The following is a 23,819-nucleotide window of genomic DNA, read 5'->3' on the forward strand; positions in this document are numbered from 1 at the left end:
CTAGCGCCCGCCTCCGGCGGGCAGGAAACCTACCTTGGAGTACACATCAGCGAGTGTAGCCGATGCGATTGAACGTGCCCGCTGGGCCCCGCGCGCCAGCAGCCGGTCCAGTTCGGCCGGATCGTCCAGCAGCTCCTGGGCCCGCGCCTGCACCGGGGCGAGGGTTTCGACGACCACCTCGGCCAGATCGACCTTCAGATGACCGTACATCTTGCCCTGGTACTCCTGCTCAAGCTGCCCGACGGTCTTGCCCGACAGCGTGGAGTAGATGGTGAGCAGATTGGAGATGCCCGGCTTGGCCTCGCGGTCGAAGCGGATTTCCGTACCGTCGTCGGTGACGGCCGACTTGATCTTCTTGGCGGCCTGCTTCGGGTTGTCGAGTATGTTGATCAGACCGGCGGTCGACTCCGCCGACTTCGACATTTTCGCTGTGGGGTGCTGGAGATCGTAGATCTTCGCCCCCTCCTTGGGGATCACCGCTTCGGGCACCACGAAAGTTTCCCCGAACCGGTGGTTGAACCGCTGGGCGAGGTTCCGCGCCAGTTCCAGGTGCTGGCGCTGGTCCTCGCCGACGGGCACCCCGTAGGGGCGGTACAGCAGGATGTCCGCGGCCATCAGCACCGGGTAGGCGAACAGCCCCACGGTCGCGGCGTCGGTACCGTTCTTCTGCGTCTTGTCCTTGAACTGGGTCATCCGGGAGGCCTCGCCGAAGCCTGTCACGCAGTTCAGGACCCAGGCCAGCTCGGCGTGCTCCGGCACGTGGGACTGGACGAAGAGCGCGGTGCGGTCGACGTCGATGCCGCCGGCGATGTACTGCGCGCAGGTCACCCTGGTGCGGTGGGCGAGATCCTTGGGATCGTAGTCAACGGTGATGGCGTGCAGGTCGGGAATGAAGTAGAAGGTTTCGTACTCGTCCTGCAGCTTGACCCAGTTGACGAGTGCCCCCAGGTAGTTGCCCAGGTGCAGGGAGTCGGCGGAGGGCTGCATGCCGGAGAGAAGTCGAGGACGCTCGGCCTGCGGCCGGCCCGCCTGCCCGGCGGCCCGCAGGGCGGTGTCTGTCGGTTCTGTGGTTCCTGTGCTCATCGGGATGCTTCCTAGAACTGGTAGTCGACGACCAGCGGTGCGTGGTCGGAGAATCGGGCGTCGTAGGTGGCGGCACGGTCGACGGCGGCGGTCGTCGCGAGATCGGCCAGCGACGGGGTGGCCACCTGGTAATCGATGCGCCAGCCGGAGTCGTTGTCGAAGGCCTGGCCGCGCCAGGACCACCAGGTGTAGGGACCGCTGACATCCCCGGCCAGCGACCGGTGCACATCGCGCCAACCGATCTCCTCGCCGAAGAAGCGGTCGAAGTAGGCCCGTTCCTCGGGCAGGAAGCCGGCACGCTTGACGTTGCCCTTCCAGTTCTTGATGTCCAGCTCGGTGTGGCCCACGTTCAGGTCGCCGACGACCAGCGCGTAGTCCCGCTCGGCCTTCAGCTGCGGCAGGCGGTGACACATGGCGTCCAGGAAACGGTACTTGTCCACCTGCTTGGGGGTGTCCACCTCGCCGGAATGGACGTAGGCGCTCACCACCGTCAGGGTCTTTTCGCCGTCGATGCCGTCCACCGCAAAGTCGGCCTCCACCCAGCGGCCGGCGGAGAGAAAGTACTCATCGCCGATGTGGCTGCGGGTGGCAGTGGGCTCCACGCGGGAGGCAATGGCGACACCGGCGCGGCCCTTGGCCTCGGCTTCGGCATGCAGAATGTGCCAGTCGCTGCCCAGCAGCTCACGTACTACCGCGTCCGGTGCGCGCACCTCCTGCAGGCAGAGGATGTCCACGTCCCGGACGGCCAGCCAGTCGGCCATCCCGCGCTTGTAGGCGGCGCGGATGCCATTGACGTTGACGCTGGCAATCCGCAGTGTCTTGCCTGCCTGGATCAGTCCGCCGGCGGCGTCGCGGGAGGTGGTCGGTGCGGTGGAAACGGTTGCCAAAGTCACCCGACTACCTTACCCAACCCTTCAGTTCAGCCAACAACTGTGCCGCTGACCGTTCCGCCGCCGTCTTCCTTGCGGATCATGCCGCGGCCGTTGTGGGCCGTGATCTCCACCGTTTCCAGCGCCCGGTCCACCATGCCCTCGTCTTTGCCGCGGTAGTCGCGGATCACCTTGGCCTGCACCTGGATGATCTTGAAGCTGTGGTCCAGCTTTTCGTCCCGCACGGCATTCGCCCTAGAGATTTCTTCCTCGACGAGGGCGGTACCGCCGCCGGGAGCGGGGTTGACCCGCCCGGCATAATCGGCCTGCACGTTGGCCAGCTTCTCCTTCGCCTTGCGGGTGGCACCGCGGACGCTGAACACCACGAAGGCGGCCAGGGCCAGCCATGCCAGCGACACTGCGACGACGATCCAGCCGATGACGTCGTTCTCATTGGCGGCAAAGATGACCGCGACCAGGAAGACAAGCACCAGCACTGCCAGACTGATGTTGCCGGCCTTGAACGGCAGCTGGCGGGCGGTGGACGAAACGGAAGACTCGGGACCAATTGATCGCATGGGCCTATTCTCTCAAATCCGCGCGCCTGCGTGCGCCGTGTCCGCCCACGGCTCAGCGCCCGCTACCACTGCACCAGGCAGAACGGGTGCCCGGCCGGGTCCAGGTACACCCTGAAGGTCTCGGTGCCCGAGTCCATGCTCGTGGCTCCCAGCTGGAGTACCAGTCCTTCGGCGATGTCCAGGTCCCTGACCCTGACGTCAACATGCATCTGCTGGGGATGCTCCTGTCCCGGCCACTGGGGCGGTTCGTAATCCCGGACCTGCTGGAAGGCGATGGCCGGCCGGTCCGGGGCATCCCCGATGCTGATCCAGCCGTCGTCGTCCTGTTGGACCCGGATCATGCCCAGCAGCTCCTCGTAAAAGGTGGCCAGTACATCGCTGTCCGGACAATCGATGACCAGTGCCTGCCACGTGCCGATCATGTGCCAGCTCCTTACTTGGTTCGGGCCTTGGGACGGTGTCTCCATCATTGATGCGCCGCAAGGGTGTGGCAAGGACAAGGCGGCAGCCCGCCCGCCGCACCTCGCGGTCCCCGCCCGCCGGCCGTCGGTCCGCGGTCCCGCCCGCCGCACGTCGGTCCGCGGTCAGTTCAGGAAGAGCTTGCGCAGCCTGCCAGTGGTCAGGATCAGCCCGAGCACGATCATGACCAGGAAGTACGCCACGTGGATCCAGGTGGCGGCGGTGAAGGCGCCGACGCTGAGCTGGCGCAGCAGTTCCACGCCGTGCCAGAGCGGGAATGCCTGGATCAGCCACTGGATCGGCTCCGGGTAGACGCTGAGCGGATAGAAAGTCGCAGAGAACAGGAACATCGGGAGCATGATGAAGTTGATCCAGTCCATCTGCTGGAACGTTTTCATGTAGCTGGTGATCGCCATGCCGAAGGAAGCGAAGCCGAAGGCCACCACCACGGCTGCGGGGATCATCAACAGCGCCCAGGGCGAGGTGATCAACCCCATCGCCCCCATCACCGCGGTGAAGCCGGTGGCGTAGAGCGCTCCTCGCATCAGCGCCAGCAGGATCTCGCCGAGCGCCACGTCCAGCGGTCCCAAAGAGGTGTACAACATGCCTTCGTAGAGCTTGGCAAAGTTCAGTTTGAAGAAGACGTTCCAGGTGGAGTCGTACACCGCGCCGTTCATCGCCGAGACGGCCAGCAGCGCCGGCGCAATGTAGTTCGCATAACCGATCTCGGTTCCGCCGGGGCCGCTTATCGTGCCGATCAGCGAGCCCAGTCCGATCCCCATCGCCACCAGGTAGAGGACCGGCTCGACGAAGCCGCTAACCATGATCGCCCAGTTGGTTCCCCAGGTCGCCTTGACGCCGCGGGCGAAGACCGCCCGCACGTTGCCGGCATAGAGCGAGCCAAACGGGCGGCGCGCCGGCTCGAGCCGCGGCGGCTGCGGGAGAACGTGCTGGCTCATTTGCCCAGCCTCCTGATATAGATGCGGCGCGCGAAGACCCAGCCGGCCGCGCAGAGGACGGCAAGGTAGGCGACGTGCAGCACGGTCAGCCAGGCCGGTTCAACATAGCCGTAGCTGAGCACCCGGCCCAGCTCCGTCGAATGCCACAGCGGCGAGATCCATCCGATCCAGCGCACCACCAACGGCATGGCCTCCAGCGGAAAGAACGTGCCGGAGAAGAGGAACAGCGGCATCACGATGAACCGCTGCACCAGCGCGAACTGGCCGCGGTCTTCTTCGATGCTGGCCGAGTACGCCATCAGCGGCAGCCCGAAGGCCATCCCGCCCAGGGCCGCCGTGATGACCATCAGCCAGGCGGTGGCCTCGGTCACCGCGCCGAAGATGACCAGGCAGAGGAAATACAAGCCGGTGGTCAGCAGCAGGCGGGCCAGCACGCCCAATGAGTGCCCGTTGACCAGTTGGTGGCTCTGCAGCGGCGAGGCGTTGGGACCGTAGTAGGTCTTGCGCCATCGGAACCCCGACATCACCGAGTACGTGTTCTCTTCGCTGGCCACCATGATCGCGGCGGTCGCCAGGAGGGCAGGCGCCACGAAGACCAGATACGGCACGGACTGGCCGTTTCCGGCGTCGAGCGAGGCGTTGGTGTTGGCGTCCACCAACGTGGCGAGCCCCACGCCCATGGCAAACAGGTATACCAGCGGCGTGCCGACCGCCGTCATCAAGACGGTCCAGCCGTAGCCGCGCAACTGCCGCAGCCAATGCTCCAGGAAGTAGACGGAACCGAAGTTCCGGGCGCGCTCGGCCGACTGCAGCGGGGTCAGCGGCGAGCGCAAACCGGTGACTGGCCGCGTCAGCGCGTCGATTTCCCGCAGTGACAGCTGCTCCGGGGCCCGCGCATCGACCGAGCCCGCGGCGGCCGCGGCGTCCGGCACGGAGGCTGCAGCGGTCGCGGTTCGCCCGGACTCTTGGGCCGCGGGCGCCGGTGATTCTTCGGCCGCGCGGACCGGAGTTTCTTGGGACGCGCGCGCCGTGGTGTCTTCGCCCGCGCGCGCGGTGGTTTTCTCGGCCGGGCGCGCCGTGGTCTCCATGTCCTGCCCGCCCGGCACCTGCGGGGGCTGTTGCTCAGTCAATGAGGCTCCTGCCGGTCAGCCGGAGGAAGACGTCCTCCAGGCTGGAGCGCCGGACCAGGGATGTGATCGGGCGCAGGCCGCGGTTGGACACCTGCTCGAGCGCCGCCTCGCCGTCGTCGGCATAGACCAGCACACGGTCCGGCAGCGTTTCCAGCCGCTCCCCGATGCCGGCGAGCTCCGGGGCCACGGTGGTATTCCGCTCGGAACCGAACCGAAGCTCGAGGACCTCTCGGGTGGAATGTTCGCGGATCAGGGCTGCCGGCGACCCTTCCGCCATGATCTTTCCCTTGTCCACCACGATGAGTCGGTCGCAGAGCTGCTCGGCCTCGTCCATGTAGTGCGTGGTCAGGATCAGGGTCACGCCCGCTTCCTTGAGCCGGAAGAGCCGGTCCCAGAGGATGTGGCGCGCCTGCGGATCGAGTCCGGTGGTCGGCTCGTCGAGCAGCAGCACCTTCGGATCGTTCATCAGCGAACGGGCGATGGTCAGCCGCCGTTTCATGCCGCCGGAGAGAGCATCAACCTTCGCCTTGGCCTTGTCCGTCAGCTGCGCGAACTCCAGCAGTTCGTCCGCCTTGGGCCGCAGGTAGGAGTACGGCAGCCCGAAGTAGCGGCCGTAAACAATCAGGTTTTCGCGGACCTTCAGTTCCTCGTCCAGGTTGTCCTGCTGCGGCACCACGCCCAGATGCGCCCGCACCTCCGGCCCGTGTCGGTCCGGGTCCAGGCCCATGATGCTCAGTTCGCCGGACGTCCGCTGCGACACGCCGCCGATCATCCGCATCGTCGTGGACTTGCCCGCACCGTTGGGGCCGAGCAGCCCGAACGACTCCCCCGCCGGGACTTCGAAGGAGATACCGTCGACGGCGTTGAAATTGCCGTAGGTCTTCACGACGTCCCGGGCGGAAATGACGGCCGCGGAGGTTCGCTGAGGCAACCGGTGTGAGAGAGATGTTTGAGGCACTGCTATAGCCTAGATCACACTAGCGATTGAGGAAAGCCAATCGGGATTCAGCCTCCGGCGTGTCCGATTGGCAGCGGTGCCTGACCAAGCTGAGGCGCCGCGGCCGCCGGCGGTAGCTCCCCGGCGCGGCCGCCGGTGGTTGCGCCCGGCGGCGCCGCCGGCGGTGAGGCCCCGCGGCCGGCGGGGACGACTCATCGGCCAGAGCCGCCACTCTGGCGGGGCGCATGGGCCTCGACCGCATACCTGACCACCTCCGCGGCCCGGTCGGTCAGCCTGACCCCTTCGGGCCAGACGATCTTCACGCCAACCGGGCGGACCGCCGGCTCGATTGGCAACGCGGTGAAAGTCCGGCCTTCATAGGTGGCATCGCCGGACGGCCGCTGCACCAGGACCGAGTAGCCGATACCCCGCCCGACCAGCGAGCGGGTCAGCTCGAAGTCAGTGGTGCGGTACTTGATTTTCGGCACGACGGAAGCGTCACGAAACACCGACATCGTGTGATGGCTGCTCGGCGGTGCATCGAGCAGGATCATTGGCTCCTCGGCCAGGTCGGCCAAGCTCACCGCCTCCCGGCCGGCCAGCCGGTGGTCGGCCGGCAATAGCGCGTAGGCATGCATGGCGCCCAGCTGCACCGACTCCAGTCCCGGCCGCAGGTCCATGTCGTAGACGATGGCCAGGTCCAGCTCTCCCGTGAACAGCTTGTCCTGCACGGCATCCTGGGTGCCTTCGACGAAGTCCAACTGCACCTTGGGATGCTCAGCGGCGAAACGCTCCAGCAGCCCGGGCAGGACAGTCGGCGCCAACGTCAGATAGCAGCCCACCACCAGCGGGCCGGCCAGCTCTCCCCCGCCGCTGCTGGTGCTCAGCTCCAGCTCCTCCGCCTCCCGCAGGAAGGTTGCGGCGCGGGCGTGCAGTTGCCGGCCTGCAGGTGTCAGGCTGACGCCGTGTGCCTTGCGGCGGACCGTGAGCTGCGTGCCGAAAATACGCTCCAGTTCCTTCACTGCCGCGGCCACTGCCGTCTGTGAGACATGGAGTTCGTCGGCGGCGGCGGCAATCGTGCCGGCCTCTGCCACTGCGACAAAGTACGCCAGCTGCCGCAGCGTGTACCGGACCAAAGCGCCTCCTGCGCCGCAGGGATATAACCAAAGCTTTTCGGGGGATATTTCCCCTCTTTATGCACTTTACCGGCGGATATGTCTGCTGTCACACTCGTGGGAGACACACCTCACGCCGGGTACGGTGCGAGGCCCGCCGGCAAGGATCCGGCAACCCGTTTCCGGACCAACATGACGAGGAGAGCGAGAATGACCGCCGCCACCGAAGCCCGCCCGGTTCCCACCGCGGACTGGGTCACCATCCCGGATCTCTACCGGAACCCGTATCCGATCTATCAAAAGCTGCGGGCCGAAGCGCCCGTGCACTGGGTGCCCGCCGTCAACCGGTACATGGTTACCAGCTACCAGGCCTGCCACGTGATCGAGCAGGACCAGGAGCGTTTTTCGGCCAACGAGACCAATTCGCTCATGAAGCGGGCCATGGGCCACTCGATGCTGCGCAAGGACGACCCGGAGCATGAGGTGGACCGGAAATCCTACGGGAACGTGCTGCGGCCCAAAGCCATCAAGGAGCACTGGAACGCCATCTTCCAGGCCAACAGCGACAAATACCTGGCGCAGTTAAAGGCGGCCGGCCCGGGCGCCGACTTTGTCTGGGAGTATGCCGCTCCCTACGCCGCGGAAAACCTGCGTCTGATCATGGGCTTCCACAATGCCACCCAGGAAGACATGCAGCGTTGGTCGCAGACCATGATCGACGGCACCGGCAACTACGCGGACGACCCGGACGTCTGGAGCAAGTCGGAGCAGTCGTACAACGAAGTCGACGACGCGATCGATGAAATCCTGCCCTACCTGCGCAAGAATCCGGATGCCAGCCTGCTGTCCGGGCTCACCTCCATGCCGATCCCGCTCGAGGCCATCCGGGCGAACATGAAGATGACCATCGGCGGCGGCCTCAACGAACCGCGCGACGTCCTGGGCACCACCGTGTGGGCGCTGCTGGCCAACCCGGACCAGTTGGCCCAGGTGCTCGCTGACGAATCCCTCTACGCGCGCGCCTTCGAGGAGTCCGTGCGCTGGGTCGCACCCATCGGCATGTACCCGCGGGAGGTCACGCGCGACACCGTCGTGGAAGGCATGCAACTGCCGGCCGGTGCGCGGCTGGGCATCGTCGTCGGCGCAGCCAACCGCGACCCGGCGGTGTTCGAGGACCCCGAATCCTTCAACATCAACCGGGAGAAGAAGCCGCACTTGGCATTCGGCGGCGGCAACCACTTCTGCGCGGGCGCCTGGGTGGCACGCGCGTCGGTGGCACACATTGCCATGCCGCAGGTTTTCCGCGAACTGCCGAACCTCCGCCTGGATCCGGACAACACTCCGGTCGACGCCGGCTGGGTCTTCCGCGGCATGACCAAATTCCCGGTGCTCTGGGGCTAAGACCGGCCCGCTCACCCTTCCGTTCCACCCAAACCAGCGCCCACAGCAAGGACACTTCCCCATGGCAAAGATCAGCTTCCACCACTCGGATGGCAGCGTGGACGTGCTCGACGTCGACCCCGGCACCTCCCTGATGCGCGCCGCCGTGACCAACGGCGTCGACGGCATCGTCGGCGAATGCGGCGGCCAGGCCATGTGCGCCACCTGCCACGTCTACGTCCGCCCCGAATACCTCGACGGCCTGCCCGAAATCGGCGACGACGAAGACGAAATGCTCGACTGCACCGCCGGCCCCCGTGACGAAACCCGCAGCCGGCTCGGCTGCCAGATCACGGTCGGCAACGGCCTCGAACAGATCGAAGTCGACATCCCCGACGACCAGATCTAAGGGCGGACCATGAGGCAAACGTCAGGCAACATCGTCATTGTTGGCAACGGCCAGGCCGGCATGCAGCTGGTGGATTCGCTGCGCAAGGAAGGCCACACCGGGGCGATCACCCTGCTCGGCGACGAGCCGCACCACCCCTACCAGCGGCCCCCGCTGTCCAAGGACTACCTGGCCGCCGGGAAGACCCCGGCCCCGCTGCCGCTGCGCCCGGAAAAATTCTTCACCACCAACGACGTCGACGCCCGCCTCGGCGTGCGCGCCACCTCCATCGACCGGGCCGCCAGGACCGTCACCCTCGACGACGGCACCACCCTGTCCTACACGAAGCTGGTGCTCGCCACCGGGGCCGCCAACCGCGAACTGAGCGTCCCGGGCGCCGGCTTGGCCGGCATCCACGGCCTGCGCACCCTCACCGACGCCCAGACCCTGCACGCCCGCCTCGACACGGTGGGCTCCGTCGTCGTCATCGGCGCCGGCTTCATCGGCCTGGAGTTCGCCGCCGCCGCCCGCGCCCGCGGTTTGGACGTCACCGTCCTCGAATATGCCGACCAGCCCATGGGCCGGGCCCTGACCCCCACCATGAGCGGGTTCTTCGCCGCCGCGCACCGGCGTCTCGGCGTGACCCTGCGCCTGGGCGAAGGCATCGCCTCCTTCGACGCCGACGAGACCGGGCACGTCACCGCCGCCATCAGCACCACCGGCGAACGCTACCCCGCGGACCTGGTCGTGGTCGGTGTCGGCGTCATCGCGCGCACGGAACTCGCTTCTGCCGCCGGCCTCGAGGTGGACAACGGCATCACTGTGGACGCCACCCTGCGCACCTCCGACCCGGACATCTACGCCATAGGCGACTGCGCGTCCTTCCCCAACGCCCACGCCGGCGCCCGCACACGGCTCGAATCCGTGCAGAACGCCACCGACCAGGCCCGGCACGCCGCCCGCGCCATCCTCGGCACCGGGTCCGGCAACTACGCGGACCTGCCCTGGTTCTGGTCAAACCAGGGGCCCCTGCGCCTGCAGATCGCCGGCTTGGTCGCCCCCGGCGACGAGGTAGTTCTCCGCGGCGACCCCGCCGACGAAAAGTTCTCCGTCTTCTGCTTCCGCAACGGAGTGCTGGTCGCCGTCGAATCCGTCAACCAGCCCGCCGACCACATGGCCGCCCGCCGCCTCCTCGCCGCCGGCGCCACCCTCACCCCCGAACAGGCCGCCGACCCCGCCTTCGGCCTCAAGGCGCACTCCAAACTGCAACCGGCGGCGCTCTAGCAACACCACCGGTAAGGCAGGCAGCGGCGGCGGGTCAGGTGGCGGCGGGTTAGGTTGCGCGCGGCAGGTCAGGTCGCGGCGGGTCAGGTCGTGGCGGCAGGGTCAGGTGCCTCCGCCGCTGCCCAGTGCCTGCACGGCATGGCCCAACACCGCCTCGGCCCTGGGACTGAGGACCATGGTGTCCGGCCAGATCGCACACATGGTCGTCTGCGATACGGGCGGCGATAGCGGTCGCACCGCGACCGGCCGGCCTTCGACCGTCACGGCCGGGGCGGCCGGCCGTGACATCAGCAGCGCGTACCCCAGCCCCCGCCCGACGAGTGCCTGCACCAGCACCGCCTGCGGCATGGACGTGGCGACGTACGGGCGCAGGCCGCGTTCCTCAAAGACGCGATACGTGTTCGCCGTGCTCGGACTCGACTCGTACATGATGAGGGGTTCGGCGGCGAGGTCCGCCAAATCCACCGTTGGCTGCCCGGCCAAGGGATGTTCCGGCGGCAGCACCGCCTGCAACTCGGTCTGATAGATGGTGCGCTGGCTGTACCCGGCCGGGAGCTCCATGTCGTAGACCATGGCCAGGTCCAGCAGCCCGGCGTCCAGTGCAGGCAGCAGGTCGTCGTGGGAGCCCACCGTGACGTCCACGCTGATGCCCGGGTACTGTTCGGGCAGGCGATCGAGCACCGAGGGCAGGACGCTGCTGGCGAAGCTCGCGAAGCACCCCAACCGCACCGGTCCCTTCAGTTCGCCGGCTGCGCCTGAGAGGTCGCTGATCAGTGCTTCCGCATCGCGCAGCAGCAGTCGGGCCCGTTGCGCGAAGAACTGGCCCGACGGCGTCAGCTGGAGGCCGCGCGCCTTTCGCCGCACGCAGAGCTGCTCCCCCGCGGCCCGTTCGAGGGCCGTGATGGCCTGTGACAGCGCGGACTCCGAGATGTTTAGGCTGGCGGCAGCCGAGCTGAGTGTCGGATGGTCCGGGAGGGCAGCGAAGAGTTGAAGCTGTCGCAAGGTGAAATCGACCACAGTACTTCAGTCCAATCAAAGAAGTTCGTCGCTTATCTGAAGTTTACCGAAGATTGCGAGGCGTGTCACAATGGTTGTCACGTTCAACGTTCTGCCCCGAATGGTGGCTGATCCCAACCGGCGGGCATCGCCGGGCTGCTAAGCAGACCCGGCGGCGGAACCACACGACCCGGGCCGAACACCCCGGCCTCGTTGTTCCCGCCTGCCTAAGCTCCACCCATCTGGTCGCGCCGGCCTCCTCGGTGTGACCGACCCAAGAGGACAACTATGAGCACTACAGTTTCCGGGCAATCGTCCGCCGCCAATCAGCGTCGCGTCGCGTTTGCCACCATCATCGGCACCACCATCGAGTGGTACGACTTCTTCATCTACGCCACGGCAGCGGGCCTGGTCTTCGCGCACCTGTTCTTCGAGCCGGCCGGCGAATCCATCGGGCTGCTCCTTGCCTTCGCCTCCGTTGGCATCAGCTTCCTGTTCCGGCCTCTGGGCGCCTTCCTGGCGGGCCACTACGGCGACAAGCTCGGACGCCGCGCCATGCTGGTCATCACGCTGATGATGATGGGTGCAGCGACGACGCTGATCGGCATCCTGCCAACCTACGAGACGGCCGGAATCCTGGCCCCGGTGCTGCTGCTCTCGCTGCGCATCCTGCAGGGCATCTCCGCCGGCGGCGAATGGGGCGGCGCCGTCCTGATGGCCGTGGAGCACGCCCCGCGTGACCGCCGCGGCCGTGCAGGCTCCTTCCCCCAGTTGGGTGTTCCGCTCGGCATGCTGCTCGCTTCGGGCGTCATGACTTTGATGACCGGCGTGATCTCCCCCGGCGAGGCCTTCCTTGAGTGGGGCTGGCGCATCCCGTTCCTGCTTAGCGTCGTGTTGATCGCCATCGGCTACATGGTTCGCCGCTCGGTGGACGAGTCCCCGGTGTTCAAGGAGATTGCCGACAAGAAGCAGCAGCAGAAGGTCCCCATCGTGGAACTGTTCCGCAAGCACTGGCTGCTGGTCATCCTGGCCGCACTGATCTTCGCCGGCAACAACTCTGCCGGCTACATGGCCACCGGCGGGTTCATCCCCAGCTACGCCACCAGCGAGGCAGTGGGCATGGAGCGCACCGACGTGCTGCTGGCCATCACGTTCGCCTCGGCCATGTGGTTCATCTTCACCGCCCTGGCCGGCATCATGGCCGACAAGATCGGTCGCAAGCGCACGTACCTGATTGGTTTCGGCGCCCAGCTGCTGACGGTCTTCCCGCTGTTCTGGCTGATCGACACCGGTTCGCTGGGCATGCTGTACCTGGCGCTGGCGCTGTTCAGTTTCGGCCTGGGCTTGAGCTACGGCCCGCAGGCGGCCTGGTACAGCGAGATATTCCCGGCCTCCGTGCGATACTCGGGTGTCTCGATCGCCTACGCACTGGGCGCGATTCTCGGCGGCGCGTTCGCCCCGACCATCGCCCAGGCACTGATCAATTCCACCGGGACCAGCAGCTCCGTCTCGGCGTACCTGTTCGGCATGACGATCATCTCCATCATCGCCGTGCTGATCCTGCGCGACCGCCCCGGCATCGATCTGTCGATCAACAATCAGGCCGAGCAGGAAGTCGGCGCCACCGTCTTCGATAAGCGCCGCGGAGTTTCCACCGACGACGCCGTCAAGGCCGGCGTCTAAGCCACCAAGGCTGTGCTGGAGTAACCCCAGCTGACTCAACACCGAGGCGGGTTTCCTGCCGGAGCTATTCCGGCCGGACGCCCGCCTCGGTCGTGTCCGGCCGGTCCGTCGACCTCTTCGGCGCCCGGTGAGACGTCGCGCCTCGGTTGTGTCCTCCGGTCCGTCGACCTCTTCGGCGCCCCGACCGGGGTCGTACTTTCTCCACCAGAACATGCTGCGGGGGCTGGTTGTGAGCTCAGGCAGCCTGCTCCGCGGACCAACCACGCCGCTGCAGTGCCGCGGTGATTTTTTGGATCGCGCGGTCTGCGCCGTTGGCCATGTGTCGTCTGGAGATCCGGACTTCGTCCCAGTCTGCTCCCCGGGCCCGTTCCGCCCGTTCGATGTCCCGCGCTATTTGGTCGGCCTGGCCGTGGCCTTCGCCCTCGTATTCGATGGCGATCCGGTATTCAGGCAGCGACAGGTCGGGGCTGTGCAGAATAGCGCCGTCGTCGTCCCTGATCGGCTTGTTCACCTCGGGTTCCGGCAATCCCGCGCTACGCATGGCCAGCCGAAGCCTGGTTTCGGGCGGAGAGTCCGCTCCGACCCGGGCCAACGCCAAGGCTGCACGAGCCTTGTGCAGGCCCCGCTTTCCGGGGTGGCGGCTCAGCAGGGCCTGAAGATCCTCCCGGGTGGTGAATGGAGTCACGCGCCCTTCGAAGTCCGGCCGCGGAATGCGCAGGAGGTAGTCGGCTATCACCACCAAGTCAGCCAGATCGAGGGCCTCCGCCAAGTCCAGCCATGTCCGCGTGCGCGTCGTGACGCACAGTCCGTCCACCCAAGCCACTTCATCCGGAACGAGCCGGGACCGGTGGCCCACCACGCCCGGGCGTTGCATCCGTGCGCGGTCGCTTGGACGCGAGATATGGACCCGCCGATCGAAGCCGGCGGCAGGTTCGGGAAAGCCCCAAAGGCGTGCCGCGGTGTCATGTGAGGCAGCGCTCGAATCGCTGATCCGCGTGAACGGGCGCACGCGGGCTGCGAGGTCGAGGCCGGCCGGCTGGAGGGTGCAGATGCCCCGGCTTATGCGGATGAGGCGTGGGTGGCGCAACTGGTTCTTGCTCAGCCCCGATTTCAGGCCGTCCTCGATCGTGAACGCGGCGGCCTGCAGGTGCGGCGGGAGCGGCCTCAGCCGTGGCAGGTGCTGTTCCGGTCCCGGTCGGTGTGCTGGACTCATCCGGACATTATCTACAGCCGGCGCCCTGGCGTGCGGAAGTTATTCACAGGTCATCGAGTGGCGAGTAGCTGCAGCGAACGTCGGCGTGTCGCTGCAACTTTCCGCCAGTCCATTGTCGCCAAAGTTGCCGCCGCCCCGGGGGCTGCTGACGATTGGCTGCCGGAACAGTTTCGGCCGCCGCTCATGATTGGCTGCCGGCTCAGCCCGGCCGCCGCTGATTCTCCGGCCGCGCACGAGGTTAACCCCCGGCCGCCCCTGAATCTCCGGCCGCCGGTGAGGCCAAGCGCCCGGCCGCACGCTTACCGAACAACGCCGGCTGGAACCAAGCAGCGTGGCCGGAAACGTCAGAGGGCGGCGTCCGGAGTCCGGACACCGCCCTCTTGACGTTCAGCGCAAGGTTCAGCCGGCCTGGCGCTCGGCGGCTCCCACGACGTTGGCCAGCAGCATGGCGCGCGTCATCGGACCGACGCCGCCCGGATTGGGCGAAAGCCAACTGGCCACGTTGCGGGCCTCGGGCTCCACGTCGCCGGTCACCCGGGCCTTGCCGTCCTCGTCCTCGACGCGGCTGACCCCAACGTCCAGCACGACGGCGCCGGGCTTGAGGTCGGATGCCTTGATCATGTGCGGCATCCCGGCGGCGGCAATCACGACGTCGGCCTCGCGCAGTTCCGCCGCCAGGTCGATCGTTCCGGTATGGGCAAGGATCACCGTCGCGTTGATCTCCTTGCGGGTCAGCAACAGGCCCAGGGGGCGCCCCACGGTGACGCCACGGCCGACGACCAGCACGCGTTTGCCCGCCAACTCGACGTCGTGGCGCAGCAGCAGCTCGACACAGCCGTGCGGGGTGCAGGGCAGCGGCGAGTCCAGCGGCTCGCCCACGTTGAGCACCAGCCGGCCCAGGTTCATCGGGTGCAGGCCGTCGGCGTCCTTGGCCGGGTCGATTTTCTCCAGGATGCGGTTGGTGTCGATGTGCTTGGGCAGCGGCAGCTGCACGATGTAACCGGTGCAGGCCGGGTCGGCGTTGAGCTCGTCGAGGACCGCTTCGAGTTCCTCCTGCGAGACGGAGTCAGGCAGGTCGCGGCGGATCGACTCGATGCCCACTTCGGCGCAGTCTTTGTGCTTGCCGCCGACGTACCATTTGCTGCCCGGGTCCTCACCGACGAGCACGGTACCCAGACCGGGCACGATGCCCCTGGCCTTGAGCGCCGCTACCCGTTCCGTGAGCTCGGTCTTGATTTGCGCCGCGGTGGCCTTGCCGTCCAGCACGCGGGCGGTCGGCGGGGTCGTGTAGAGGTTCATGTCACCACTCCTCGTGGCCGGGGTAGAGCGGGAAGTCGTCGGCGAGCTTCTTCACGCGGGCCCGCAAGGCGGCGGTATCGGCGCCGCCCTTGAGCGCGGTGGCAATGATGTCTGCGACCTCGGTGAATTCGGCCGCCCCAAAACCGCGGGTGGCCAGCGCCGGCGTACCGATGCGCAGCCCCGAGGTAACCATCGGCGGGCGCGGATCGAACGGCACGGCGTTGCGGTTGACCGTAATGCCTGCCTCGTGGAGCAGGTCTTCGGCCTGCTTGCCGTCCAGCTGGGAATTGCGCAGGTCCACCAAGACCAGGTGGACGTCGGTGCCGCCGGTCAGCACGGACACGCCGGCCTCGGCCACGTCGGCGGCGGCCAGTCGCTCGGCCAGGATCCGGGCGCCTTCGAGCACGCGTTCCTGGCGCTGCTTGAATTCCTCGCCGGCGGCGATCTTGAAGGCCACCGCCTTGGCAGCAACCACATGCATCAGCGGGCCGCCCTGCTGGCCCGGGAACACGGCCGAGTTGACCTTCTTGGCGAAGGCTTCCTTGCCCAGGATCACGCCGGAGCGCGGGCCGGACAGGGTCTTGTGGACCGTGGAGGTGACGATGTCCGAGTGCGGCACCGGGTTCGGATGCAGGCCGGCGGCGACCAGCCCGGCGAAGTGCGCCATGTCGGTCCAGAGGTAGGCTCCGACCTCGTCGGCGATGGAACGGAAGGCCTCGAAGTCCAGCTGGCGGGGGTACGCGGACCAGCCGGCCACAAGCACGTTCGGGCGTTCGGCCAGCGCCTGTTCGCGGACCTTATCCATGTCCACCCGGAAGGTCTTCGGGTCAACCTCGTAGGCGGCGACCTGGTAGAGCTTGCCGGAGAAGTTCAGCCTCATCCCGTGCGTGAGGTGGCCACCGTGCGCCAGGGACAGGCCCATCATCTTGTCGCCCGGCTGGATCAGGGCGGAGAGGGCGGCCGCGTTGGCCTGGGCGCCGGCGTGCGGCTGGACGTTGGCGAATTCCGCGCCGAAGAGCGACTTGGCCCGCTCGATGGCCAGGTTTTCGGCGACGTCTACGTGCTCGCAGCCACCGTAGTAGCGCCGTCCCGGGTATCCCTCGGCGTATTTGTTGGTCAGGACCGAGCCTTGGACTTCGAGCACCGAACGCGGCGCGAAGTTTTCGGAGGCGATCATTTCGAGAGTGTCGCGCTGGCGACCGAGTTCGGCGTCGATCACGGCGGCGATTTCAGGATCCACCTGGGACAGCGGCAGATCGGTCACAGAGGGCGTAGAAGTCAAGGGAGAATCTCCTGGGTGGTGGGGCTTATCTCACTGCTACAGGCCAGATTACCGGCTGCAGGCACCCGCACGCATGACGCATGACCTGCCCCGGACACACTCCGGCCCGAAGGTGACCTTGCGTCCCAGGCGTGCGATCCGAGGTCGGTATATGCAGGAGCGGCAACCAACGGTCTCCGGCCCTGCTGCCGCTTCCTGGTGGTGTCCCACCTAACGCCAGTCGCGGCGAGCCAATCCTAGCAGCCGGTCACGGCACCGGGCGGTCCGAGAGCGCAACCTGCACGCTCCGGGTCTCGTCGTCGCGGCGCACTTCCACGCTGACTGTGTCGCCCGGGTTGTGCTGGCGGATGGCGGCCAGCAGGTCTTCGGCGCTCGCCAGCGCCTCGCCGTCCACGCTCAGCAGCACATCGCCGGCGCGGATTCCCGCCTCGTCGGCCGGGCCGCCGTTGCCTACGGACAGGGCCAGGACGCCCTCCGCCTGCGGCACGCCAAGCTGCTCGGCGATCGCCGCCGTGATGCTGGCGGGAGTCAGGCCCATGAAAGCGTGGTCGGCGGTCCCGTCTTCGAGCAGTTCCTCGGCGACTTCCCGGGCGGTGGCGGCGGGGATGGCGAAACCGAGCGACACCGCGCCGGCCTCCGGCGGGATGTAGGCCTCGCTGATGCCCACCACCTGGCTCCGCGCATTGACGACGGCGCCGCCCGAGTTGCCGGGGCTGATCGGCGCGTCGGTCTGGATCAGGTCCACCAGCGCCAGGCTCGACGAGGCGGAGCCCGGGATGGAACGGTGCAGGCCGGAGATAATGCCTGCCGTGGCAGTATTCTCGAAGCCCAGCGGCGAACCGATCACCACGGCAAGTTCGCCAATCGTCGGCAGCGACGTGTTGAACTCGGCGGCCGGGAGCCCGTCTCGCTCGGTCCGCACCAAGGCCAGATCGGACACCGCATCCGTCGCCAGCACCTTGCCCGCGCTGCGTTGCCCGTCGGCGAAGCCAACCTCCACGGTGGTGCTGTCGCCGACCACATGTTCATTGGTCAGGATCAGCCCGTCTCCGGAATAGACCACGCCGCTGCCCAGGCCGTTGTCGGTAAAGACCGTCACCACCGACGGCTGCACGTTCTCCACGATCTCCGGAATGCCGCCGGCAGGCTGCGCCCCCGCGGGCTGTCCTCCTGCATCACCCGGCGCCTGCGTGGTCCCGCCGGTCGCGGCCGGGTCCCCTCCGCCGGTCACGGCCGGCTCCCCGCCGGTCTCGCCGGTACACCCGGCCAGGCCAGCCAGGAGCGCGGCGACCAGCAGCACGCGCCCTGCACTACGGAGCGTTTTCTCCCGTTCCAAATGCGTCATGGCCCGGACCTTCCGTCGTCGCTGCTGCCACCCTAGACCCATCGGGATGGGCAGAAAACGCCTTACGGCCATCGGATGGATCCGGCACGCGATACTCTTCCCGCCGGCCCGCCACACTCTCGGGCCGGTCTGCCATGGGATCCCGGGCCACCGGCCCGCTGCGCTCTCGGGCCCGCCCTCCACGCTCCCCCGCCGCCCGCCTCAGCGTCCCGCCGGCCCGCCACGCTCCCCGCCCGCCTCAGCGTCCCGGCCGCCGCCCACGGAATACCCGGCCGGCGGCCATCGTTGCACCGGACAGATGTTGAAGTGTCAACAAATCGGAGGGGCATCGTGACGGACCAGGCAATCGGCACCGGGCAACAGCCGCTGCAGGCGGTGGTGATCGGCGCGGGCCAGGCCGGGCTGAGCGCCGCCTACCAACTGGCCCGCCGCGGCCTGGTCCCGGACCAGGACTTCGTGGTCCTCGACGCCAACGACGGCCCCGGCGGCGCCTGGCGCCACCGCTGGCCCTCGCTGACCTTCGACGCGGCGCACGGCCTGCACGACCTCCCCGGCCTGCCCCTCGGGGTTCCGGACCCGCAGGAGCCGTCCTCCGCCGTCGTGCGCCGTTATTACGGCACCTACGAGCGGCGGTTCAATCTCCCCGTGCACCGGCCCGTGCGCGTGACCTCGGTGGACGACGACGGTACCTTCCTGCGCGTGCGCAGCGCCACCGGCGGCGAGTGGCTGGCGCGGACCGTCATCAGCGGCACCGGCACCTGGGACAAGCCGCACTGGCCGCACTACCCGGGCCGGGAGACGTTCCGCGGCCGCCAGTTGCACACCCGGAACTTCTGGTTGGCGGACGAGTTCCGCGGGCAGCGGGTGCTGGTGGTCGGCGGCGGGACGTCCGCGCTGCAGTTCCTGCTCCAACTGGACGCGGCCGGCGCGGACACGCTCTGGTCCACCCGCCGCGACCCCGACTTTACCGCCGCCCCGTTCGACATGGAATGGGGTGTCGACGTGGAACGCCGCGTCAGCGAGCGCACGCGCGCGGGCCTGCCCACCCTGAGCGTGGTTGCCGCCACCGGGCTGCCGCTGACCGAGACGTACCGGAAGGGCATCGACGACGGCGTGCTCGTCTCGCGCGGAAAGCTGGCCCGCATCACGGAGCACGGCGTCGAATTCGCCGACGGCTCGGCCGAAGACGTGGACGTCATCCTCTGGGCCACCGGATTCCGGCCGTCACTGGACCACCTGGCGCCGCTGCGGCTGCGTGAACCGGGCGGCGGGATCAGGATGGGCGACGACGGCGTCTCGGTGGCGAAGGAGCCGCGGCTGTTCCTGGTGGGATACGGCGCATCCGCGTCCACGGTCGGGGCCACCCGCGCCGGCCGGGCGGCCGCCGTGGCCGCCGGCAGGTACCTTGCCGCAGAAGCCGAAGCGCAGCCGGTACCCTAGGATGCGTGACTGAAGCCCCCGCCGCCACCGCCTACACCCTGATCCTCTCCTGCCCGGACCGCCCCGGCATCGTACATGCCGTCGCCGGCGCCCTGGCCGGGGCCGGCGGAAACATCACCGACTCGCAGCAGTACGGCAGCCCGCAGTCGGGCCGGTTCTTCATGCGGGTGGCTGTGGCCACGGACCTCTCCTACACCGAACTCCATGACCGGTTGCAGCCGGTCGCGCAGGAGTTCGGCATGGACTGGAAGCTGCGCCGCGACGGCGTGAAGATGCGCACGCTGCTGATGGCGTCCAAGTCGGCCCACTGCCTGAACCACCTGCTGTTCCTGCAGCGCTCCGGCACATTGCCGATCGAGATCCCCGCCATCGTCTCCAACCACCAGGACCTGGCCGAGCTCGCCGCGTTCTACGGCATCCCCTTCCACCACATTCCGGTCACCCCGGACACCAAGCCGCAGGCCGAGCAGGCCCTGCGGGACCTGGCCGCGCAACACGACGTGGAACTGGTGGTGCTGGCCCGCTACATGCAGGTGCTCAGCAACGAGCTCTGCACTGAACTGGCCGGCAAGGCCATCAACATCCACCACTCGTTCCTGCCCAGCTTCAAGGGCGCCAGGCCGTACCACCAGGCGCACGCCCGCGGTGTGAAGCTGATTGGCGCCACGGCGCACTACGTCACCGGCGACCTGGACGAGGGCCCGATCATCGACCAGGAAGTCATTCCGGTCCGCCACGCCCACACCGCCGAGCAGTTCGTGGCCCTGGGCCGGGACGGCGAGGCGCGCACCCTGGCTCGCGCCGTGCAGTGGCACGCCGAACACCGCGTGCTCCTCGACGGCACCCGCACCGTCGTCTTCAACTAGTTCGACGCCGGCGTCCACGCGCCGGGCTCCCCTCGTCGGGGCCCTCTCAGTGGTCCATTCACGACGGCGGTGTCCGCCCCTGTGCCCGGCCCGGCGCAGGGGCGTACTCTCATCGGATGGGCAACCATGAGCCTGAACTGAGGGCGTTCTACGACCGGCAGGCGCCCGAGCGCGACCGGCGCTGGAGGGATCCCCGCAGGGACGCAGCCCGGCAGGAATTCATTGCCTCCCTGGTCGCAGCCCGGCGGCACAGCGTGTTGGAGATCGGCTGCGGCACCGGCACGGACGGGCTCGCGTTCAAGGCCGCGGGAATCCATTACACCGGCGTGGATCTGTCCGAGCAGAACGTCCGGCTGGCCCGGACGAAGCACCTGGAGGCGGTGGTCGGTTCGGCCCGGGAGTTGCCGTTCGCCGGGGGAACGTTCTCCGCCGGTTGGACCATGAGCACGCTGCTGCACATCCCCGACCAGGACCTGCCGGATGTTCTCGCCGAGACCATGCGGGTCCTGGCCTCGGGCGCTCCGCTGGCGGTCGGGCTCTGGTCCGGCGACGACGAGGAGGGCATCGTTGCCGACGACGACTTCGAACCGCGCCGCTTCTACAGCCGCCGCAGCGACGCAACCGTCCGGCGGCTCTTCGGGGAGCACGGCCTGATCTCCGGTTTCACCACCTGGGAGCGGCCGGAGTCCGACCGGCACTATCAGTTCTTTATCCTGACCAAGCCGTGAGCGGCAGGCTCCGCGGCACGGAAGGTCCGTCACGAAGCTCCTGCGGCGGGTCCGGTGTCGCTAGGCTGATGGGATGGCCCACATCATCACCATCTCCGGCATGCTGCCGGCCGTCGATCCGTCCGCCTTCGTCGCCCCCACGGCGACGCTCAGCGGCGACGTGGCGCTGGCAGCCGACTCCAGCGCCTTCTACGGCGTCAGCGTCCGCGGCGACACCGCTCCCATCCGCGTCGGCGAGCGCAGCAACCTGCAGGACAACGTGGTCCTGCACGCGGACCCCGGTTTCCCCTGCACCGTCGGCGCCGGCGTCAGCGTCGGCCACGCCGCCGTGATTCACGGCTGCACGATCGAGGACAACTGCCTGATCGGCATGAGCGCCACGGTCATGAACGGCGCGGTGGTCGGTGAGGGTTCGCTGGTGGCAGCCGGCGCCGTCGTGCTGGAGGGCACACAGATCCCCCCGCGTTCGCTCGTCGCGGGTGTCCCGGCCAAGGTCCGCCGCGAACTCAGCGAGGACGAGTACCAGTCGGTGCTGGACAACGCCGCCCGCTACGTGGAAATCGCCGCCTTGCACCGCGACGCGATCGACGACGCCGCGGAGGCATAGCCGCTGAGAGCCCGGTCAGGCCGTGGATTGCTGCAGGTGCCTGGCCGGATCGAGGGTCTCAAAGGCGGCCGTGCCGATCATGAACGTACCGCGCTGCGGGACCCAGAAGCCGCCCAGCCTGGCCTGCTCGGGAAGCGGTCCCGGCGGCCCGAAGTCCGTTGCCCCCAGCCGTGCACTGCTGTTGTCAATGAACCACAGCCGGCGCGGGGCGGCGCGGAACCGCTGCCGGTTCGGGGCGGTCCCCGCCAGCCGCATCCGCCCCAGCCGCAGTGCCGGGCCTGACATGACGCCCATGGCGGCCAGGAAGGGGCCACTCTGCCACAGCCGGTCCGGCGTCTTGGCCGTCATTCCGGACATGAGCCGGGTGACCGGAGTGTCCGAGACGGTTGCGTCCCAAGAGAAGTCGATGTCCGGGATGGACACGGTGAAACCGCGCGGCCCGATCCAATCAACCGCGATGGCGTGCACCGAGGTGTGCCGCAGTCCGCTGCCGAAATACCGGGGACAGGATTTTTCCGCCGGCACCGTGGTGAAGATGCTCCAGTTTTCGGCGGGGTCACGCAGCCACACGGAGGTGTAGCCGGGGCCGACCGAGGTGACCGGAAACCGCCGCAGCCCCAGCACATGGCCGGAGGAGAAGGTCAGCCCCGACACGACGTAACCGAAGAACCGTTCGTCGTCGCCGGCGGGAAGCCGTGCGTTGCGTTCCAGATCGTTGACAGTGAGCCTGAGGTCTTCCATGTCATTCGCCTCCGCGCGTTGCGGCCAGTCTACGCTCGGGAAAGGCCGGCCGGATCCGTGGCAAGGTTCGGCAGCACACGGGCCGCGCCGAGGAAGTTGCGTTAACTTCTTGACTACAAGGCGGCGCTGCCGCACGCTTTTCTGTATGCGAGCCGATCAGCCGTCCACCCTCGAGGCCCCGCAGCCTCCGGTGCCGCGCACACCCCAGCTCCGGCCGGGGTCCCAAAGCGCCCTGCGGCGGCGGAACAGCCAACGGGTCCTGCAGGCGCTGATGTCCCGTGGCCCGCTTACCCAGGCCGAACTGTCCCGGCAAACGGGGCTGTCCACCGCCACGGTCTCCAACATCGTCAAGGCGATGGCCGACGACGGACTGGTCAGCACCGCGCCCACCACGAGTTCCGGCCGCCGCGCCCTGTCGGTCCTGCTCGACGGCCGTGGCGCGGTTGCCGTCGGAGTGGATTTCGGCCGCCGGCACGTGCACGTGGTGCTGGTCAGCCTCGACCACCAGGTGCTCGCCGAAGGCGCCGTCGAATTGCCGCTCGGCCACGGGGCCGAGCAGGGCATCGACACCGCCGCCCGGCTGGCGCAGCGGCTGTTGGATGAAAACTCCGTTTCCCCCCGGGCCGTGATCGGGGTGGGCGCAGGCATACCGGGCCCGATCGACCGGAGGACCGGCACCGTGATCCACGGTGCCATCCTGCCCGAATGGGTGGGCATCAACCTGCTGGCCCGGCTGCGGGAGAGGTTCGGCACCGACGTCTTTGTGGACAACGACGCAAACCTGGGCGCCCTCGCCCAAGTCAGCTGGGGCCCCTACCAGCACGCGCAGAACCTGGTCTTCCTGAAGATCGGATCCGGGATCGGGGCCGGCCTGGTCCTCAACGGCAAGCTCTATTACGGCCATGTCGGCGTCACGGGCGAGGTAGGCCATGCCACGGTCGCCGAACACGGCATCATCTGCCGGTGCGGCAACCGCGGGTGCCTGGAGACGGTGGCCTCCACCTCCACCATGATCGATCTGCTCAGCCGCGGCCGCGGCGAGCCCATCGGCACCGAGGACATCGTCCGGATCGCACTGGAGGGCGACCCGGCCGTCCTGCGCGTGATCGATGATGCGGGCCTGGCCGTGGGACGCGCCCTCGCCAACGTCTGCAACCTGCTCAATCCCGAGGTCATCGTGGTCGGCGGTTCGCTGACGGGCCTCGGCAGCATCCTGCTGGACCCGATACGGCGCGGGCTGCTGCGCCACGCGGTTCCGGTAGTCGGAGAATCCACGGAGTTGGCGATGTCCACCTTGGGCAGCCGGGCCGAGGCGTTGGGCGCTGCGACGCTGGTGCTTCAACAGGCCGAACTCCCCGTCGCCTAAGCACGGACGGGACCGTCCCGGGATCGTGTTTGCGTTCAACTCTTGACGACAAGGTGTGTGACGGAGTTAAC

The 23,819-nt window shown here is 68.1% G+C and carries 23 protein-coding genes; 9 read left to right on the plus strand and 14 right to left on the minus strand.

Features of this window, described 5'->3' with window-relative positions; translation table 11 throughout:
- The 8 genes from trpS to AC5RVV_RS11410 form a co-directional block, all read right to left on the minus strand.
- Entirely contained in the window at window positions 1-1,083 is a 1,083-nt protein-coding gene (trpS, locus tag AC5RVV_RS11375) for a tryptophan--tRNA ligase (RefSeq protein ID WP_494001498.1), read from the minus strand.
- A gap of 11 nt (window positions 1,084-1,094) precedes the next feature.
- Window positions 1,095-1,919 carry an exodeoxyribonuclease III gene (locus AC5RVV_RS11380; protein ID WP_494001872.1) on the minus strand — a complete coding sequence of 275 codons (825 nt, stop codon included), beginning with the start codon at window positions 1,917-1,919 and terminating at the stop codon, window positions 1,095-1,097.
- 83 nt (window positions 1,920-2,002) lie between these two features.
- Window positions 2,003-2,530: a hypothetical protein gene (locus AC5RVV_RS11385; RefSeq protein ID WP_493978594.1), complete on the minus strand. Its 528-nt coding sequence runs from the start codon at window positions 2,528-2,530 to the stop codon at window positions 2,003-2,005.
- A gap of 62 nt (window positions 2,531-2,592) precedes the next feature.
- On the minus strand, window positions 2,593-2,952 hold the full coding sequence (locus AC5RVV_RS11390; RefSeq protein WP_494001499.1) for a VOC family protein: 360 nt from the start codon (window positions 2,950-2,952) through the stop codon (window positions 2,593-2,595).
- 162 nt (window positions 2,953-3,114) lie between these two features.
- A complete protein-coding gene (locus AC5RVV_RS11395) occupies window positions 3,115-3,948 on the minus strand; it encodes an ABC transporter permease (protein WP_494001500.1) in 834 nt (277 codons plus the stop codon).
- Window positions 3,945-5,078, minus strand: coding sequence for an ABC transporter permease (locus AC5RVV_RS11400; protein ID WP_494001501.1), 1,134 nt, complete (start codon window positions 5,076-5,078; stop codon window positions 3,945-3,947). Before AC5RVV_RS11400 ends, AC5RVV_RS11395 begins: the two co-directional genes overlap by 4 nt.
- Window positions 5,071-6,009, minus strand: a complete 939-nt coding sequence (locus tag AC5RVV_RS11405) for an ABC transporter ATP-binding protein (RefSeq protein WP_494001873.1) — start codon at window positions 6,007-6,009, stop codon at window positions 5,071-5,073. The genes AC5RVV_RS11400 and AC5RVV_RS11405 overlap by 8 nt, the downstream gene beginning before the upstream one ends.
- Window positions 6,010-6,227: 218 nt before the next feature.
- A complete protein-coding gene (locus AC5RVV_RS11410; RefSeq protein ID WP_494001502.1) occupies window positions 6,228-7,151 on the minus strand; it encodes a LysR substrate-binding domain-containing protein in 924 nt (307 codons plus the stop codon).
- 189 nt (window positions 7,152-7,340) lie between these two features.
- Between AC5RVV_RS11410 and AC5RVV_RS11415 the strand changes: the two genes are divergently transcribed.
- From AC5RVV_RS11415 to AC5RVV_RS11425, 3 genes are all read left to right on the plus strand, one after another.
- Window positions 7,341-8,531, plus strand: a complete 1,191-nt coding sequence (locus tag AC5RVV_RS11415) for a cytochrome P450 (protein WP_494001503.1) — start codon at window positions 7,341-7,343, stop codon at window positions 8,529-8,531.
- Window positions 8,532-8,592: 61 nt separating this feature from the next.
- Window positions 8,593-8,919: a 2Fe-2S iron-sulfur cluster-binding protein gene (locus AC5RVV_RS11420; RefSeq protein WP_494001504.1), complete on the plus strand. Its 327-nt coding sequence runs from the start codon at window positions 8,593-8,595 to the stop codon at window positions 8,917-8,919.
- 9 nt (window positions 8,920-8,928) lie between these two features.
- Complete coding sequence (locus tag AC5RVV_RS11425; protein ID WP_494001505.1) at window positions 8,929-10,182, plus strand: NAD(P)/FAD-dependent oxidoreductase; 1,254 nt, start codon at window positions 8,929-8,931, stop codon at window positions 10,180-10,182.
- Between the two features lie 102 nt (window positions 10,183-10,284).
- Here the strand turns inward: AC5RVV_RS11425 and AC5RVV_RS11430 are convergent, their stop codons facing one another.
- Window positions 10,285-11,199 carry a LysR family transcriptional regulator gene (locus tag AC5RVV_RS11430; protein ID WP_494001506.1) on the minus strand — a complete coding sequence of 305 codons (915 nt, stop codon included), beginning with the start codon at window positions 11,197-11,199 and terminating at the stop codon, window positions 10,285-10,287.
- Between the two features lie 267 nt (window positions 11,200-11,466).
- Here AC5RVV_RS11430 and AC5RVV_RS11435 point away from each other — a divergent pair, with 267 nt between their 5' ends.
- The gene (locus tag AC5RVV_RS11435) at window positions 11,467-12,861 is read left to right on the plus strand and encodes an MFS transporter (RefSeq protein WP_494001507.1); all 1,395 of its coding nucleotides are present in this window, start codon (window positions 11,467-11,469) and stop codon (window positions 12,859-12,861) included.
- Window positions 12,862-13,096: 235 nt separating this feature from the next.
- On the opposite strand, the gene AC5RVV_RS11440 is transcribed toward AC5RVV_RS11435, so the two are convergent.
- The 4 genes from AC5RVV_RS11440 to AC5RVV_RS11455 form a co-directional block, all read right to left on the minus strand.
- Window positions 13,097-14,074, minus strand: coding sequence for an endonuclease domain-containing protein (locus AC5RVV_RS11440; protein ID WP_494001508.1), 978 nt, complete (start codon window positions 14,072-14,074; stop codon window positions 13,097-13,099).
- 399 nt (window positions 14,075-14,473) lie between these two features.
- On the minus strand, window positions 14,474-15,373 hold the full coding sequence (locus tag AC5RVV_RS11445) for a bifunctional methylenetetrahydrofolate dehydrogenase/methenyltetrahydrofolate cyclohydrolase (protein ID WP_494001509.1): 900 nt from the start codon (window positions 15,371-15,373) through the stop codon (window positions 14,474-14,476).
- A 1-nt stretch (window position 15,374) separates the two neighbouring features.
- The gene (gene glyA / locus AC5RVV_RS11450; protein ID WP_494001510.1) at window positions 15,375-16,655 is read right to left on the minus strand and encodes a serine hydroxymethyltransferase; all 1,281 of its coding nucleotides are present in this window, start codon (window positions 16,653-16,655) and stop codon (window positions 15,375-15,377) included.
- Between the two features lie 247 nt (window positions 16,656-16,902).
- On the minus strand, window positions 16,903-18,000 hold the full coding sequence (locus AC5RVV_RS11455; RefSeq protein WP_494001511.1) for a S1C family serine protease: 1,098 nt from the start codon (window positions 17,998-18,000) through the stop codon (window positions 16,903-16,905).
- Between the two features lie 330 nt (window positions 18,001-18,330).
- Here AC5RVV_RS11455 and AC5RVV_RS11460 point away from each other — a divergent pair, with 330 nt between their 5' ends.
- The 4 genes from AC5RVV_RS11460 (at window position 18,331) to AC5RVV_RS11475 (ending at window position 21,641) form a co-directional block, all read left to right on the plus strand.
- Window positions 18,331-19,440, plus strand: coding sequence for an FAD-dependent oxidoreductase (locus AC5RVV_RS11460; RefSeq protein WP_494001512.1), 1,110 nt, complete (start codon window positions 18,331-18,333; stop codon window positions 19,438-19,440).
- Between the two features lie 5 nt (window positions 19,441-19,445).
- Entirely contained in the window at window positions 19,446-20,306 is an 861-nt protein-coding gene (gene purU / locus AC5RVV_RS11465; protein ID WP_494001513.1) for a formyltetrahydrofolate deformylase, read from the plus strand.
- Window positions 20,307-20,422: 116 nt separating this feature from the next.
- On the plus strand, window positions 20,423-21,034 hold the full coding sequence (locus AC5RVV_RS11470; protein WP_494001514.1) for a class I SAM-dependent methyltransferase: 612 nt from the start codon (window positions 20,423-20,425) through the stop codon (window positions 21,032-21,034).
- Window positions 21,035-21,107: 73 nt separating this feature from the next.
- Complete coding sequence (locus tag AC5RVV_RS11475; RefSeq protein WP_494001515.1) at window positions 21,108-21,641, plus strand: gamma carbonic anhydrase family protein; 534 nt, start codon at window positions 21,108-21,110, stop codon at window positions 21,639-21,641.
- A 15-nt stretch (window positions 21,642-21,656) separates the two neighbouring features.
- Here the strand turns inward: AC5RVV_RS11475 and AC5RVV_RS11480 are convergent, their stop codons facing one another.
- Window positions 21,657-22,382, minus strand: a complete 726-nt coding sequence (locus AC5RVV_RS11480; RefSeq protein WP_494001516.1) for a hypothetical protein — start codon at window positions 22,380-22,382, stop codon at window positions 21,657-21,659.
- Between the two features lie 145 nt (window positions 22,383-22,527).
- Between AC5RVV_RS11480 and AC5RVV_RS11485 the strand changes: the two genes are divergently transcribed.
- Window positions 22,528-23,748 (plus strand): ROK family transcriptional regulator, encoded by a 1,221-nt coding sequence (locus AC5RVV_RS11485; RefSeq protein ID WP_494001517.1) that lies wholly within the window; start codon window positions 22,528-22,530, stop codon window positions 23,746-23,748.
- The last annotated feature ends 71 nt before the right edge of the window (window positions 23,749-23,819 follow it).

It is taken from the genome of Arthrobacter sp. MDT2-34-1 (assembly GCF_059091365.1).